The sequence below is a fragment of the Pseudomonas chlororaphis genome, from assembly GCA_001023535.1.
GTDB classification, from domain to species: Bacteria; Pseudomonadota; Gammaproteobacteria; order Pseudomonadales; family Pseudomonadaceae; genus Aquipseudomonas; species Aquipseudomonas chlororaphis_E.
On record CP011020.1, the window covers coordinates 5,730,851 to 5,746,392 of the forward strand.

Annotated in this window: 16 protein-coding genes; 1 reads left to right on the forward strand and 15 read right to left on the reverse strand. The window is 64.8% G+C overall.

Going from position 1 to position 15,542, the window contains the following annotated elements:
• Positions 1–7: 7 nt before the first annotated feature.
• From VM99_24975 to VM99_25025, 11 genes are all read right to left on the reverse strand, one after another.
• Positions 8–631 carry a CDP-6-deoxy-delta-3,4-glucoseen reductase gene (locus tag VM99_24975; protein AKK01155.1) on the reverse strand — a complete coding sequence of 208 codons (624 nt, stop codon included), beginning with the start codon at positions 629–631 and terminating at the stop codon, positions 8–10.
• Complete coding sequence (locus VM99_24980; protein ID AKK01156.1) at positions 631–1,248, reverse strand: LexA family transcriptional regulator; 618 nt, start codon at positions 1,246–1,248, stop codon at positions 631–633. The genes VM99_24975 and VM99_24980 overlap by 1 nt, the downstream gene beginning before the upstream one ends.
• Before the next feature lie 153 nt (positions 1,249–1,401).
• Complete coding sequence (locus VM99_24985) at positions 1,402–1,680, reverse strand: hypothetical protein (GenBank protein AKK01157.1); 279 nt, start codon at positions 1,678–1,680, stop codon at positions 1,402–1,404.
• Entirely contained in the window at positions 1,677–2,639 is a 963-nt protein-coding gene (locus VM99_24990; GenBank protein AKK01158.1) for a PBS lyase, read from the reverse strand. The genes VM99_24985 and VM99_24990 overlap by 4 nt, the downstream gene beginning before the upstream one ends.
• Positions 2,636–3,484, reverse strand: coding sequence for a sulfonate ABC transporter ATP-binding protein (locus VM99_24995; GenBank protein ID AKK01159.1), 849 nt, complete (start codon positions 3,482–3,484; stop codon positions 2,636–2,638). Before VM99_24995 ends, VM99_24990 begins: the two co-directional genes overlap by 4 nt.
• A complete protein-coding gene (locus VM99_25000) occupies positions 3,484–4,266 on the reverse strand; it encodes an ABC transporter permease (protein ID AKK01160.1) in 783 nt (260 codons plus the stop codon). Before VM99_25000 ends, VM99_24995 begins: the two co-directional genes overlap by 1 nt.
• Before the next feature lie 136 nt (positions 4,267–4,402).
• The gene (locus VM99_25005) at positions 4,403–5,806 is read right to left on the reverse strand and encodes a nitrate ABC transporter substrate-binding protein (protein ID AKK01161.1); all 1,404 of its coding nucleotides are present in this window, start codon (positions 5,804–5,806) and stop codon (positions 4,403–4,405) included.
• Between the two features lie 236 nt (positions 5,807–6,042).
• On the reverse strand, positions 6,043–6,288 hold the full coding sequence (locus tag VM99_25010; protein AKK01162.1) for a 4Fe-4S ferredoxin: 246 nt from the start codon (positions 6,286–6,288) through the stop codon (positions 6,043–6,045).
• Positions 6,289–6,312: 24 nt separating this feature from the next.
• Positions 6,313–8,043 carry an oxidoreductase gene (locus tag VM99_25015; protein ID AKK01865.1) on the reverse strand — a complete coding sequence of 577 codons (1,731 nt, stop codon included), beginning with the start codon at positions 8,041–8,043 and terminating at the stop codon, positions 6,313–6,315.
• A gap of 11 nt (positions 8,044–8,054) precedes the next feature.
• On the reverse strand, positions 8,055–8,807 hold the full coding sequence (locus VM99_25020; protein ID AKK01163.1) for a GntR family transcriptional regulator: 753 nt from the start codon (positions 8,805–8,807) through the stop codon (positions 8,055–8,057).
• A gap of 84 nt (positions 8,808–8,891) precedes the next feature.
• Positions 8,892–9,935, reverse strand: a complete 1,044-nt coding sequence (locus tag VM99_25025; GenBank protein AKK01164.1) for an AraC family transcriptional regulator — start codon at positions 9,933–9,935, stop codon at positions 8,892–8,894.
• A 204-nt stretch (positions 9,936–10,139) separates the two neighbouring features.
• On the opposite strand from VM99_25025, the gene VM99_25030 reads away from it, so the two are divergent.
• Entirely contained in the window at positions 10,140–11,078 is a 939-nt protein-coding gene (locus tag VM99_25030; GenBank protein ID AKK01165.1) for a lipoprotein, read from the forward strand.
• 200 nt (positions 11,079–11,278) lie between these two features.
• Here the strand turns inward: VM99_25030 and VM99_25035 are convergent, their stop codons facing one another.
• From VM99_25035 to VM99_25050, 4 genes are all read right to left on the reverse strand, one after another.
• Positions 11,279–12,562 (reverse strand): alanine racemase, encoded by a 1,284-nt coding sequence (locus VM99_25035; GenBank protein AKK01166.1) that lies wholly within the window; start codon positions 12,560–12,562, stop codon positions 11,279–11,281.
• The gene (locus VM99_25040) at positions 12,562–13,956 is read right to left on the reverse strand and encodes an FAD-linked oxidoreductase (GenBank protein AKK01167.1); all 1,395 of its coding nucleotides are present in this window, start codon (positions 13,954–13,956) and stop codon (positions 12,562–12,564) included. Before VM99_25040 ends, VM99_25035 begins: the two co-directional genes overlap by 1 nt.
• Before the next feature lie 19 nt (positions 13,957–13,975).
• Positions 13,976–14,347: a cytochrome C gene (locus VM99_25045; GenBank protein ID AKK01168.1), complete on the reverse strand. Its 372-nt coding sequence runs from the start codon at positions 14,345–14,347 to the stop codon at positions 13,976–13,978.
• A 309-nt stretch (positions 14,348–14,656) separates the two neighbouring features.
• The gene (locus VM99_25050; GenBank protein AKK01169.1) at positions 14,657–15,541 is read right to left on the reverse strand and encodes a LysR family transcriptional regulator; all 885 of its coding nucleotides are present in this window, start codon (positions 15,539–15,541) and stop codon (positions 14,657–14,659) included.
• Between the last annotated feature and the right edge of the window lies 1 nt (position 15,542).

The window sequence follows — 15,542 nt, forward strand, 5'->3', positions numbered from 1 at the left end:
CGCAACCTCAGTGCCTTGTGGACGCGGCAAAGGCAATCGGCGCCGAACGGGCCAGCCCGCCTCGACACTTGAGCACGCGCAACTGCGCGGGTCGGGCGTCGATGGCGATGCGCAAGGCCGCCGGCGACGGGTTGATGGCTTCCTGCATCGAGCGCCAGGCGAACGCCAGTGTCTGGCCGGTTTCGGCCGCCACTTGCAGCCGGCGCAGGGCCCGGTCGTCTGCCTGACGAGGCCAGCACAACACCGCGCCGCAACTGCCCGAGCGCAGGCATTGTTCGGCGGCCCACAAGGCATCGCGCTCATCGGCGTGGATCACCGACAACTGGCGCAGGTCCACCCCGGCGTTCTGCCAGGCCTGGGGATAAGGCACGAACGGAGGCGCCACCAGCACGATGCGCTCCCCCGCGCTCGACAATCGGGCGAGGGTCGGCCACACCACTTGCAACTCGCCCACGCCTGGGGCGGCGATGAGCAATTCCGTCAACGCCGCTTCCGGCCAGCCGCCACTCGGCAAGGCCGCATCCAGCGCAGCATGCCCGGTAGGTTGCGGGCTGGCGGCTGGAGGCGCGGGCCGGCCCTTCCAGACCTGGCCCGCATTGAACAGCGTGTCCAGCGCGACGACAGCGCCCATCAGCCTTGCCTCAACAGGCCGCAGAACACGCCTTCGATGGCCAGGTCCTGATCGGCTTCGACAATGATCGGCTGATAAGCCGGGTTGCGCGGCAGCAGGCGCACGCGCTCGCCGATCCGCTCGAAACGCTTGATGGTGACCTCACCGTCGAGCCGCGCCACGACAATCTGGCCATTGGCGGCCTGGGGGGTGCGTTGTACACCCACGAGGTCACCGTCGAGGATGCCGTCCCCGATCATCGAGTCGCCCTGCACCCGCAGCAGGTAATCCGGCGCCTTGGTGAACATCGCCGGGTCCAGCATCAGGCGGCTGTGGACGTCGGCGTCGGCGCCAATCGGCAAGCCGGCCGCCACCCGCCCCAGCACCGGCACGTCCAGCAATTCGGGCCGCGGTGGCTGGTTCAACAACCGGATGCCTCGGGCCTGGTGTGGATTGACCTCGATGAAACCGGCTTCGGTCAGCGCCAGCACATGCTTGCGGGCGACACTGCGCGAGGCAAAGCCGAACGCCTCGCTGATCTCGGCGAGGCTGGGAGACTGGCCTTGATCGGCGATGCGTTCGCGGATGAAGGTCAGGATGGCGGTGCGGCGGGGAGTGAGAGTCGTCATGGAGTACATTTGTACTCCTGTCGGTTTTTTCTGACAAGCGCCGTCAGTCAGCTCACAGCCATGCACATCCCTGTGGGAGCGGGCTTGCTCGCGAAAGCGGTGTGCCAGTCAAAGAAAGTGTTAAATGCGCCCGCGTCTTCGCGAACAAGCCCGCTCCCACAGTCAATGTCCAAGCCCTGCTAGGTAAGCCCATGGATAAATCCCGCGCCCATGGCCATCGCTGAAGACCAACTGGACCCCATACCCCTGGGCATTGACCTCCACCACCCGAACCCGTGGATCGACCTGCACCGCCAGCCCTTGCAAGCGAAACGCCCGGCACTGGGAACAAGGACACTGGCGGCGCAGTTCAGTGTGGTCCAGGCGTTGTTCGCGGCCATCGGGCCAGTTCAACCTCAACTGGCCTTTGTCAGGGCTGTTGCCCATCGCCAGCGGGCTCATTGCACTTGCGCCAGGGCGATGCGCACGGCCTTGCGGACTTCAGGGTCGCCATCGTCCTGGGCAGCCTGCAATGCCGGGATCGCTGCGGGGTCGTTCAACTCGCCCAAGGCCAGGGCGGCTTCCTTGCGCAGGTTGCTGATGCGATGGCCCAGGGTCTCGATCAACCCCGACAACGCCGGGGCGTAGCGCAAGCGGCCGAGGCTACGGGTGGCGCGCAGGCGCACTTGCCAATAATCATCCCCCAGGGCCTCGACCAGCGCCGGGCCCGCATCGGCGTGGCCGACCTTGCCCAAGGTGGTGGCGGCTTCTTCGCGCACCGCCCAGGCAGGGTCCCGCAGTGCCTGGCGCAAGGCCGGCAAGACGTGTGCATCAGAGCCCAGGCCGAGGGCACCGGTGGCCGCCCGGCGCACCTCGGTGTCCGGGTCGGCGCTGGCCAACCGCGCCAGCGCCGGCAACGCGTCGAGGTGCTTGAGCCAGCCGAGCACGCCAACTGCCTCACGGCGGACGCTGGCATCGGTGTCGGCCAGGGCAATGAGCGCGACCGGTGCCGCGTCGGCCAGGCGCAATTCGCGCAAGGCCCTGAACGCGGCGACGCGCACGCTGACGGTCTCATGGGCGGCCCAGGGCAGGATCACCCTCCCCGCCGCCTCGCTCTTGAGCAGGCTCAGACTCTGGGCGGCGGCGCCCTGCACCGTCGGGGACGGATCGGTGAGGGCCTGGCACAACGCGGCGACCACCGGCGCGTCTTCCCAGGCTTCGAGCAGTCGCGCGGCCTCGGCGCGGACCTCGGCACTGGCATCGTGGGCCAGGCGATCCACCAGCCACAGCAGACCTTCGGGTTCCTCGAGGTCGGCCAGTTCAATCAGGGCGATGCGGCGCACACCAGGGTCCTCGTCCACCAGGCGCGGTTGCAGGGCGAGGATGTCATCGTTGTCGGTGTCTTCAAATAAAGAGGTCATAAGGCAAATCGCGGCAAGGAGGTTTCAAGGGGAAGCCCGAGGGGATTGAGGCGCGGCAAGGGCTGGCCGTCCTCATGGCGCAACAACTCGAGGCAGTGGCGCTTCAACAGGGAAAACTCGGGACGGGTGACCAGTTCGGTAGTGCGTGGCCGGGGAAAATCCAGGCGCAAGTCCTCGATGATCCGACCCGGGCGCGGGCTCATCACCAGCAGTCGATCGGCCAGGAACAGTGCCTCGTCGATGTCGTGGGTGACGAACACCACGGTGGTGCGGATGCGGGTCCAGATCTCCAGCAGCAACTGCTGCATGTTCAACCGGGTCAAGGCGTCCAGGGCACCGAAGGGTTCGTCCATCAACAGCAGTCGTGGCCGATTGACCAGCACCCGGGCGATCTCCACCCGCTGCTGCATGCCCCCGGACAGTTGGTCCGGCCAGTGCCCGGCGAATCCGTCCAGGCCCACCAGGGCGAGGATTTCATCCGCCGCCCGCTGCCGTTCGGCTTTGCCCAGGCCTCGCATCTTCAGGCCGAAGGCCACGTTGTCGCGCACGCTGCGCCACGGGAACAGCGTGTGCTGCTGGAACACCATCCCGCGCTGGGGCGATGGCCCGGCCACCGGCAAGCCGTCGACATGCAAGGTACCGGCGCGCGGTTGCAGGTGCCCGGCCAAGGCACCGAGCAAGGTGGATTTACCGCAACCGGACGGCCCCAGGACGCACACGAACTGGCCCGCCTCGATCTGGCAATCAAGGCCCTGGACGGCCTCGAACGCCTGGGCTCCCTGGCCCAGGACAATGGACAACTGACGGATATCGATCCGTCCCTCAGGCGTTTGCATCACACTCATCAGGCTTTACCTCGCGGTCGGTGCCAAGGCGTCAACAGCCCGCCCAGGCGCTTGATCAACACACTGCTGCCCATGCCCAGCACACCGATCAACAGCATGCCGACGACAATGTCGGCGTAGTTCTGCACGGTGTAGGAGGACCAGGTGTAGTAACCGATGCCGTACTGGCCGGCGATCATTTCCGCCGTCACCAGGCAGAACCAGGACGTGCCCATGCCGATGGCCAGCCCCGTGATGATGCTCGGCGCGGCGCCCGGCAGAATCACTTCCAACAGGATCGCGCAGCGCCCGGCCCCCAGGCTTTTCGCCGAGGCGATCAGCCGCCGGTCCACCGCCTCGACGCCGTGCACGGTGTTGAGCAGGATCGGGAACAGCGCCCCGGTGAAGGTGATGAACACCATCGACAGCTCCGAGGAGGGAAACATCAGGATCGCCAGGGGAATCCAGGCCACCGCCGGGATCGGCCGCAGGACTTCCAGCGGCGGCAACAGCAGGTCTTCGGCCCATTTCGAGCGACCAATGGCCAGGCCCAGGGCCACGCCGGTTAACACCGCCGCGCCATACCCGGCAAACACCCGGCCCAGGCTGGCGCCCAGGTGTCGGCCAAGGCTGCCCGACTCCCCCAGGCCGAGCGCAGCTTGGATCACCGCCAGCGGCGTCGGAACGTTGGCAAACGTCACCAGGCCCAGGTCCCAGTGATGAGTGGCGGCGAGCTGCCAGAACAACAGGCAGAGCACCAGGGAAGCGGCTCGCAGGAGCCAGCGAAAATAAGATCGGGACACAACTCTTCCTCTCAACCGAGATCCCTGTGGGAGCGGGCTTGCTCGCGAAAGCGGTGGTTCAGTCGACATCAATGTTGAATGTCAGACCGCATTCGCGAGCAAGCCCGCTCCCACAGTTCACTGAGTATTCTGACGATCAGCGCGCAGCAACCGACTGTGCCGTAGCTTCGGTAAAGTCCAGGACCTTGCCGCCCTGCTGCGCGGCAAACTGCTCGGCCTGGCCCTTGAGCAGGAACGCACTGAGTTGCCCCTGGGCATCGCGGGCAAACCACGCCTGCTCGGCCAGCAGCTTGATCCCGCTGTCGCTGGCCTGGGCATACACGGCACGGATGCCCTTGCCTTGCTGCTTGAGGTTCGCCAGCGCGGCGAAGGCCGACTGCGCCGAGGCGTAGTGGCGCACTTTCGGTTCGCCCCGCACCCAGATCTCGGCGACGCGGCTGAAGTCGCTGATCGCCTGGCCCGTCGCGGCGTCGGGCGTGGTCAGTGGCGTCTGGGCGTAGTTGGCCAGTTGCGCGGCGTAATCCAGGTTCGAGGCCTTGAAGGCGGCGCGGATGTACTGGTCATCGATGAAGGTATTGAGGTCCAGGCCACGATCGGCCTTCTTCAACAGCTTGAGGGTGTCGATGGCGGTGCCGACGGCTTGCCGGTATTCCGGCTTCCAGCTCAGGTCGCGGGTCTGTACGCCCAGCGGCCCATGGAACAGGTAATTGACCTCGGCATCCACGCCGGTGACCTGGGCGATCAATTCGCTGTACTTCTCAGGTTCCGCGGCCAGCAGTTGATTGGCCTCCAGGGACGCACGCAGGTAAGCGACCACGATTTCCGGGTAGCGCCGGGCATAGGCCTGGTCCACCAGCGCGCCATGGAACGTCGGCGCACCAGCCTGGGCGCCGTCGTAGATCTTGCGGGCGAACCCGCGGCTGGGGAACAGCTCGGCGAATGGCACGAAGTCGGCGTGGGCGTCGATCTTGCCCGCCTGCAACGCCGAGCCGGCCACTTCCGGCGGCTGGGCGATGATGTTCACGTCCTTGAGCGGGTCCCAGCCCTGGGCCGCCACGGCGCGCAGCAACATGCCGTGGGCGGTGGACGCAAACGGCACGGAGATCGTCTTGCCTTTGAGCTCGGCCAAGGCCTGCACGCCCGAGGCACTCGGCACGACGATGCCGTTGCCGCTGCCCCGGGTACTGCCCGACAACACGCTGATGAACAGGCTGTGCTTGCCGGCGGTCTCGAACGCCACGCCGTTGAACGCCCCCGGGAAATCAGCCATGGCGCCGAAGTCGAGTTTGCCGGCGACCATCTCGTTGGTCAGCGGCGCGCCACTGGTGAAGTTCTTCCACTGGATGTCGTACTTGGCGTCTTTGTAGGCGCCGTCATGGGGCAGGTACTTGTCCAGCAGGCCCAGTTCACGGATCAGCAACCCGCCGGCGACGCAGTTGATGGTGGTGTCCTGGGTGCCGATGGCGATGCGGATGGTTTCTGCCTGGGCAGACAGGGTCAATGAAGCCAGTACCAGACCGGCGAGTGCTGCACGCAACATGGGGGTTCCCCTCGAATCATTTATAGGAGGTTCGTCTCCGCCACGATCAGGGCGCGGTGGGAAACGAGGGGTGTTTTTGAATCAGGCGTCCGGGGGTGGCCGGATGGCTTCTTGGGTGTCAGGGCTGGCCTCATCGCGGGCAAGCCCGCTCCCACAGGTTTATGGGTGCACACAACAACCGCGACTAGACTTGATCCACTGTGGGAGCGAGCTTGCTCGCGATGGCATCCTCCCAGTCAACGCAGTAGGTACGGGATCTCGACTTTCACCGCGCCGGTCGGGCAGTCCTTTTCACACGGCATGCAGTACCAGCATTCATCGAACGCCATGTAGGCCTTCTGGGTGGCCGGGTTGATCGCCAGCAGGTCCATGGGGCAGACATCGACGCACACGGTGCAGCCTTTGTGGGCGATGCATTTGTCCTCGTCCACGGTGACGGGGGCATTGGAGCGGAAGAAGATTTCCTGGGGTTGATAGGCCATGGGCGTTCTCTCTGGGTGGAAGGTTCACGCCGCGCTGGCGTCGACCCGCAGCCGGTCGTAGGCCTGCAGCTCTTGGGCATCGAGGGCGATGATGTAAGGCTCGACCGCTTTCTTGAAGGAGGTCATCGCGCCGTCGTCGCCTTTCTTCAGGTGGCAATGGCAGAACCAGTCGCTGTCGTTGCGCTGCGGGTGATCGACCCGATAGTGGTACAGGCCCCAGCGGCTTTCGGCGCGAAACAGCGAGGCGCGAGCGGCCATCTCGGCGCAGTCGCGGATCACGCTGACCTCCATGGCGCGCATCAATTCATGGGCGTCGTGGGCCTTGATCTGGTCCAGGTCGCGCTGGATATCGCTGAAGCGTTGCAGGCCGATCTCCATCTTGCGGGTGACCTTGGGCGGTTGCAGGTAATCGTTGACGAAGCGCCGCAGCTTGTATTCCACCTGGGCCGGCGGCAAACCGTGAGCGCGCGTCAGGGGTGCGTAGACGCGGGCCTTTTCCCGTTCGACCTGGCCGGCATCCGGCGTCGAGAAATCCTTCCCGGCCACGAAGTCCGCGGCGTTATGGCCGGCAAACCAGCCGTAGGTGAACGCCCCGAGCATGTAATTGTGCGGCACCGCCGCCATGTCGCCCGCCGCGTACAGGCCCTTGACCGAGGTTTCGGCCCGCTCGTTGACCCACACGCCCGAGGCCGAATGGCCGCTGCAAAAGCCGATTTCGGAGATGTGCATTTCCACCATCTGCGTGCGGTAGTCGGTGCCGCGATTGGCATGGAACTGCCCGCGACTGGGCCGCTCGTTGCTGTGCAGGATTTCCTCGATGTTCTGGATGGTTTCCTCGGCCAGGTGATCGAGCTTGAGGAAAACCGGGCCATTGCCGCCCTCGAGTTCCTGGTGGAACTCCCACATCATCTGCCCGCTCCAGTAGTCGCACTCGATGAAGCGCTCGCCCTTGTTGTTGGCGGTGTAGCCACCCAGTGGCCCGGTGACATAGGCGCAGGCCGGGCCGTTGTAGTCCTTGATCAACGGGTTGATCTGGAAGCACTCCAGGTTCGCCAGCTCGGCCCCGGCGTGGTACGCCATGGCGTAGCCATCCCCGGCGTTGGTGGGGTTTTCATAGGTGCCCATCAGGTAACCGGAGGACGGCAATCCCAGGCGCCCCGCCGCGCCGCAGCAGAGGATGACCGCCTTGGCCTTGATCACATGGAAGTCGGCGGTGCGGCAATCGAACCCCATGACGCCGTTCACCGCGCCCTCTTCATCCGTCAGCAAGCGAGTGCAGACCAGCCGATTGGTGATGCTCACCCGCGCACGTTTCAACTGGCGGTAGAGCACTTTCTTGATGTCGTGCCCTTCGGGCATCGGCAATACATAAGCGCCCATGTGGTGGACCTTCTTCACCGCGTAGTCACCGGTTTCGTCCTTCTCGAACTTCACGCCCCAACGGTCCAGTTGCTCGATGGTTTCGAAGCTGTGCGTCGCATAGGCGTACACCGCCGCCTGGTTGACGATGCCGTCGTTGGCGATGGTGATTTCCTTGGTGTACTGCTCGGGTGTCGAGTGCCCGGGGATGATCGCGTTGTTCAACCCGTCCATGCCCATGCTGATGGCGCCGCTGCGCTTGACGTTGGCCTTGTCCACCAACAACACGCGCAAGTCACGGTTGCGCTCCTTGGCCTTGATCGCCGCCATGGGCCCGGCCGTGCCGCCGCCGATCACGACGATGTCGTATTCCTGTTCCAGGGTGCTTCCAGTCACAGCGCTGTGGGTCATGCTTGCGTCCCTTTTTGCCGGTCGATCCGCAGGCGGTACTGGAAAGCATCGCCGCGGTAATAGAGGTATTCGAAGTCCAGCGGCTGGCCGCTGGCGTCATGGGTCAGGCGTTCGATGCGCATGATCGGCGAGCCCGGCTCGACCTCCAGTGCCTGGGTCAACTCGGTGTCGGCCAGCACCGCGTCGATGGCCAGGTCGGCATGGCCGAGGGTCAGGCCGCAGTCGTTTTCCAGGATCAGGAAGATGTCGCGGGTGACCAGGTCGGCCTTTTCCAGACGTTCGCCGAGGGCCTTGGGCAGGTAGGTGATCTCCAGGGAAACGGGCTCGCGGTTGATCAACCGTACCCGCTTGACCTGCGCCACCGTGTCACCTTCGGCAAGGCCCAGGCGCTCGGCCACGCGTTTGTCCGCGGCAACGAAGCGTAAGCTGTGCAGCCGGTTGATCACCTCGAAGCCGCGCCCGGTCATGGACTCGGCCAGGCCCTGGAGGGTGCTGACGTTCTGGAAGGTCTTGGGCTTGGCGACGAAGGTGCCTTTGCCATGGATCTTGAAAATCAGCCCTTCCTTTTGCAGATCACCCAAGGCCTGGCGCACGGTGATGCGACTGACGCGAAACAGCGCGCCGAGTTCGCTTTCCGAGGGCATCTGGCTGCCCTGGGGGTATTCGCCGTCGAGAATCCGCGCGCGCAGCACGTCCCGCAGTTGGGTGTGCAGCGGCACGCTGTCGAGGGAAAGAACGTTGTTGGACATGGACCCCATCACTTGTCATAACGAGTTATGACGTGATCTTAGGGAAACCGCCCGTGGCTTGAGAAATACCGTTTGGACATAACCTTAGAGCCGCGCCTCGGCGCCCTCGCTACGAAACGCGCTGGGACTCATGCCGGTCCAGCGCCGAAACGCCCGACGAAAACTGCGCACATCGCTGTAGCCCACCTCTTCGGTAATACGCTCGATGGACAGGTCGGGGTTCGCCAGCAGGTTCAGGGTCCGACCGCGCCGGACCTGTTCGAGCAAGGCCTCGAAGGTCAGGCTGTGCTCCGTCAGGCGCCGGCGCAGGGTCCGGCTGCTCATGTTGAGGTCGCTGGCGATTTTCTCGATGTGGCTGCCCCGGGTCAGGTCCCGGGCAATCGCCCGTTCCACGGCCTGGATCAAGTCGATCTTCTGGTGAACCTGGGCGGCCTCCTGCTCCAGCAGGGCCAAGGCCTGGCGCAAGGCCAGCGGATGATGATTGGGCAGGCGCATGTCCAGCCAGCGAACGTTGATCAACATGCGATTGTGCCGGCAACCGAAGCGCACCTCCGGCCCCAATATGCGCTGGTATTCCCGGGCATAGGACGGCGCCGCGTGCATGAACTCCACGGCCTCTGGCTTGAAATCCGGGCCGGCCAGCGCTCGGCCGTAGACCATCAGGCTGGCAAAGAACTCCTCGACCGCAAACACCTGGATCTCGGCGAACGGCAGGCGGCAGGTCGCCTCGACCCTGATCTGCTCGGCGGCTTCCTCGACACTGGTCACCGCGATGCCACCCGTGGTGTGTTGGTAACGCACGCCCAGGGCGAAGGCATCGCGCAGGGTTTCGCACAGCGACAGGACATGACCCAGCAGGCCCAGGGTGCCCAGCACGTTCCGGTCGCCGACCCACAGGCCCAGGCCTTGGTCGGGCAGCAGCTTGAGCGCACGCTGGATCATGATCACGGCCTGGCGATAGGAAATCCGCTGGGCGGGGTCCTGCAAATCGTCGAGGCCAAAGCCCAGGCCGCGACACAGGCTGGCCGCATCGAAGCCTTTGTCCGCCACCACCTCGGCCAAGGTTTGCAACAGGAAGGGCGAGACCAGCGCCAGTTCATAGGTGGGGTCGATGACTTTCATCTGCATGGCGGGTTCCGGAGCACGTTAGGTGGCGTTTTTGTAACCGGTTGTTTCATGAACGTTAGCATGCGCCGGCGCAATGGGGGACACAAAATCTGGCCGCCCAAGTCCCCTGCGTGGCCGCCAATACCCTGCCCTGGCCGCCACTAACGGCTTATTTCTATGGCTCGGACTTTCGGTGCATCACCAACAATAATAATGAGCCCCCCTATGAACCCGATCCGCACGCGCTTTGCCTTGCCCCTGGCCTTCGGCCTGACCGTTACGCTGCCCGCCCTGGCGACGGAATCCGGCGTCGACAACATCGGCCCCGGCACCGACGGTTTCTTCGTGTTGCCGCTGGAGGTCGACAGCCTTCCCGAAAACATGGTCGCGTTCAACCTCTACTACAACCATTACAAGGCACGAAAATTCAACATCAGCTCATTGGGCGGCGACGTGCCGAAGGTTGAAATCGAATCCACGGCGGTGGTCCCGCGGATCGACTACCTGAGCCCATTGCGGGTGGCCGGCGGACGGCTGGGCATCTACGTCGCCCAGCCGTGGCTCAAGCAGGAAGTGTCGGTGTTCGGGTTGCACGACACCCGCGAGGGCATGGGCGACACGACCATTTCACCGATCGTGCTCTGGGACATGGGCAAGAACCTGACCTTGGCCGCGGCGGTGGAAATCACCGTGCCGACCGGCGAATACAGCACCGATCGACTGGCCAACACCAGCAACAATTTCTACACCTACAAACCGCTGTTCTCCTTCACCTGGTTGCCCACCGAGGCCACCGAGGTGTCGATGAAGACCACCTACAGCTTCAACCGCGAGAACAAGGACACCGACTACCGCTCGGGGCAGATCTTCCACTTCGATTATTCGGCCAGCTACCGGGTCACCGACAACCTGCGGCTCGGGCTCAACGGCTATTACCTCAAGCAGACCACCGACGACAAACAGTACGGCCGCACGGTGCAATTCGCCGGGCAGGACGTCGACGACGGCGTGCGCGGCCAGGTCTTCGCCATCGGCCCGGCGGTGCACCTGACCTTCCTCAAGTACGCCAGCGCGGAAATTCGCTGGGCCAAGGAGTTCGACGTGGAGAACCGCCCGGAAGGGGAAATGCTGTGGGCGAAGGTGAGTATTCCGTTTGCGTTCTAGGGCTGCTTTGGTGTTCTAGAGGCGCGCTGGGCCCCCGTGGCGAGGGAGCTTGCTCCCGCTCGGCGGCGCAGCCGGCGTAAAACCAGCTGACGCGATTGTCCTGGAAAATCACCTTCCAGATGGGGCGGCTGCGCCACCCAGCGGGAGCAAGCTCCCTCGCCACAGGGGGTCTTTCCAGGCCCGGCTCATTGCAGGCAGGCTCAGCTATAGACCGGCCACCGCTCGACAATCAGTCCACCGCGCACCGCCAGCAAGTCACCGAACTGCAGCAACACCGACTCTGTCTGGGTGGGCCGCAGGAACACCTGGTCTTCCAGCTCCAGCCCCACCGCTTCGGAACCGTTGACCATTTCCTGGTTGGAGCTGCGGCCATAGAGGCTGTTGCTCTTCAGGCCGGGGGGCGATTCGAAGTCGGCCATCCAGTTGCCGCCGTAGATGAAAAACGTCGCCCGCTGGTTCACATCCCACCAGGAAAAGACCCGTGACTGATCGTCCAGCGCCGGGATATTCACCGCGCCGGTGCGCTTCAACACCGGCGTGGCGATGTAGGCCGCCGGCACGTGCTCGCTCAGGGATGGCAGGTCGTAATGGCTGGGCTTGAGCATGGCCGTGCCCACCGACACTTCGGTGCTGAGGTTTTCCTGCTCGTGCAGCCGATAACTGGGGCTGCCGGCGGTGTTGAAGGTCAGGCTCGGGTGCCACAGGTCCGGGTAGCGCAAGCGAACGAAATCCACCCGCGCGGTGTAGATCGCCATGACCCGGGCCAACAGCGTCTGCGGGCTCGCCAACACCTCGGGCACACCCATGCCCACGAACGGGTCATAACCCATGAAACCGGCGAACTCCAGTTGCGCCGGATGGGCCCGGATCAGCTTGAGCATGGCGTCCAGGCCTGCTTCGTCGGTCACACCCCCCCGGTGCAGGCCAACGTCCAGTTCGATATTGACCCGTAAACGCGTGCCCAGGCCTTGGGCCAGGGCGCGGTACTGTTCGAGCCGTTGCGGAGTGTCCAGCAACCATTGCAACTGCCGCGCGGGGTCGAACGGCCCCTTGTGCAACTGGTAGAACAGCTCGGCGGAGCGCACCGGCAGCGGCTTGCCCAGCAGGATATCGGCGTCGGGAAACTGCATCGCATCGTGATTGAGAAACGGCTGGTGGAACGACATCAACCGCCGCGTCTCGGCCCGCTGGCCGATGTAGGCCAGCAACCCGGGCGACGGCAATGATTTTTCCACCAACCGCAGTTGCTTGCCGGTGCGCCGGACCGACGCCTTGACCACATCGACGTTGTGGTCCAGCCGATCGAGGTCCACCAGCAGCACCGGGCGCATCGGGCCGTTGGCCTTGAGCTCGCGGTTCAACTGGCGGAAGTAATCACTGTACGGCCCGCCCTTGTCCTGCGGGCGTAACAGCACCGCGGCCCCGGCGAGCAGCACCCCCGCGCCCAACGTTCCCTTGAGAAACCCTCGACGATTGAAGACCATCAGCTCACCCCCAGGATCGTGGACAGATGCCCGTTGAGAAACTTGCCGGCGGGGTCCAGGGCCTGGCGCACTTCGGAAAATTCCTGCCAGCGCGGGTACAGCGCCTGGAGCGCCCTGGCGTTGAGCGAGTGCAACTTGCCCCAATGCGGACGGCCCTGGTACTTCCAGAAGATCGGCTCGATGGCGGCAAAGAAATTGTGGTGGTCCATCTGGTAATGCTGGTGCACGGAGATCGAGCAGCTGTCGCGCCCCTCGAACATGCTCAAGGCGATGTCGTCGGCCTTGACGTAGCGGTACTCGATGGGAAACCAGGTGCGCAGGTCCTTGTCGCGGATCAGCGCAAGAATCTCCCGCAGGCACGCTGGGCCGTGTTCGGCCGGCACCGAGTATTCCATCTCGTTGAAGCGCACGGTGCGGGCATTGGCGTAGATGTCATGGGAGTCGCCAACGCGATCGTCGAAACTGGCCAGCAGGCGCAGGTTGTTCAGCAGCATTCGTCGGGCCGCGGGAAAATCGCTGCCGTACTTGTCGAGTTTTTCGATCAGGGTGACGAACTCGTTGCCGCCCTCTTCTTCCGGGCTGATGGGCGGCGTGGCCGGGTCGCTGGTTTCGTTCAGGGCGATGGCCAACGCATAGTCGGAATGGGTGACGACCTGCATTTCCCAGTGCTGGTTGTCGCGGGTGTGGGCGTCGATGTCTTCGAGCAATTCTTCGGTTTTTGCCACCCACTGACGCTCGCGCAGCCGATAGGCCGGGCGATTCTGCAAGCGCACCCGGGTCACCAACCCCAGCGCCCCCAGGGAAACCCGCCCGGCCTTGAACACCTCGGGGTGGCGATGGGCATCGCAATCGATAACCTCGCCACTGGCGGTCACCAGTTGCAGGCCAACGACCTGGGACGCGTAGGAGCCGAACGCCTTGCCGGTGCCATGGGTCGAGGTGGCGATGGCGCCGGCCAGCGTCTGGTAATCCACGTCGGCCATGTTCAGCAATGCCTGGCCGACGGCCTTGAGTGCCGGGCCCATGCGCGACATGGGCGTACCGCCGCCGAACTCCGCTTGCAGGCTGGCGGCGTCGTGATTGAGCAATCCGCTGAAAAAGCTCAGCGACAGCAAGGTCCCGTCCGTGGGCACCAGCGCGCTGAAGGAATGCCCCGAGCCCACCGGCCGAATGCGACCTTCGGCGCGGGTCACCACCTGCACCAGTTCATCCAGGTCCTTGGGTGCCAGGCGCGCCAGCGGCAGGCAACTTTGCGCCCCCGACCAGTTGCGCCAGGGGATCAGGCGCGGCGCGCGCATCAGATCGGCCAGGGCGCCCTGGCTGCCGAGCGCGGTGAACGCCGCGACCACGCCGGCCCCTTGCAGCAACCGGCGCCGTGAAAAATCCATCGTCATGCCGTCGTACCCTTGTTTGTTATTGGAGAGATTGGCCGGACATGAAGGCGATCAGGGCCAGGAACTGTTCTTCGGAACAGTGCATGCACAAACCCATCGGCGGCATGCCGTTGTAGCCATTGATCGCGTGGTCCAGCAGGGTGTCGGCGCCCTGGGCCACGCGCGGCGCCCAGGCATGGGTATCGCCGGTCAGCGGCGCCCCGGCACCGGGGTTGGCGTGGCAGAGCTTGCAACTGCTGTCGTAGACCTGGGCCAGCGCCGCATCGGCGGGCATGGCCGTGAACACCGTGGGTGCGGGTGGCTTGGGTTCCTCGCCGCAGCCGGCGAGCAGCGCGCCGAGCAGCATGACGGCGGCGGTATGAAGCAATATCGGTGGTGTGGTTGCCGGCATAGGGCCCCTCTTCGCGGCGCATGGCTGCGCCTTTCTTGTTGTGGGTCAGGCAGTTCCCACGTTAAGGCACGCCGGCGTGCCGGCTGAGGTCATTGGGGGCCATAAAAGGGGGCTTGGGCGGCCAGTGCTTGTCGCACCGCCGATTGGACTGGCCACTGCCCCTGTGGCGAGGGAGCTTGCTCCCGCTGGGTTGCGAAGCAGCCCCAGAGATCGACTTCACGGTGGCTCGGATGCAATCAGCTCACTGATTCAGGGGCTGCGTTGCAGCCCAGCGGGAGCAAGCTCCCTCGCCACAGAAAGGCTGCGCGGCTAAGGAAGTAACAGCCCCTGCTCCCGCTCGCACAACTGCACCACGTAATCCCACAACACCCGCAAGCGCACCGACTTGTGCAGTTCGCGGCGGGTGCTGATCCAGTAGCTGCGGCGCAGGGTTTCATCCGGCAGCAGCGGCACCAGCGTCGGATCGCCGCTGGCCATGTAGCAAGGCAGCACGGCAATGCCCAGGCCGGACCGTGCGGCCTGCTGCTGAGCGATGACACTGGTGCTGTGGAACACCACCCGAGGGTGGCGGCAGAAGCCGTTGAGGAACATCAACTCCTGGCTGAACAGCAGGTCGTCGACGTAGCCGATCCAGGCATGGCGGGCCAGGTCTTCACGGGTGCGCAACGGTGGCGAACGGTCCAGGTAGGCCTGGCTGGCGTACAGCGCCAGGCTGTAGTCGGTGAGTTTGCGCGTCACCAGCAGGTCCGCCGCCGGGCGTTCGAGGTGGATGCTGATTTCCGCCTCGCGGTTGAGAATGCTGACGAACCGCGGCACCGCCACCAGCTCCACTTCCAACCCCGGATAACGCTGGAACAGCCCATCCATGCGGCTGGCCAGGAACATGATGCCCAACCCTTCGGTCACCCCGAGGCGAATCTTGCCCAGCGGCGCGCTGGACTGGGTGATGTCCTCCTGGGCCAGCAACGCCACGTTTTCCATGGCCTCGGCATGCTTGAGCAGCGTCTCGCCGGCGGGGGTCAATTCATAGCCCTGGGCATGCTGGACGAACAGCGCCGTGCCCAGGCTCTTCTCGATGGCCTCGATGTGCCGGGCGACGGTCGCGTGGGTGGTGTTGAGCCGCCGCGCGGCCGTCAGCAAGCGGCCACTGCGTTGCAGCTCCAGGAAGTACCGCAGGTCATTCCAGTCAAACATG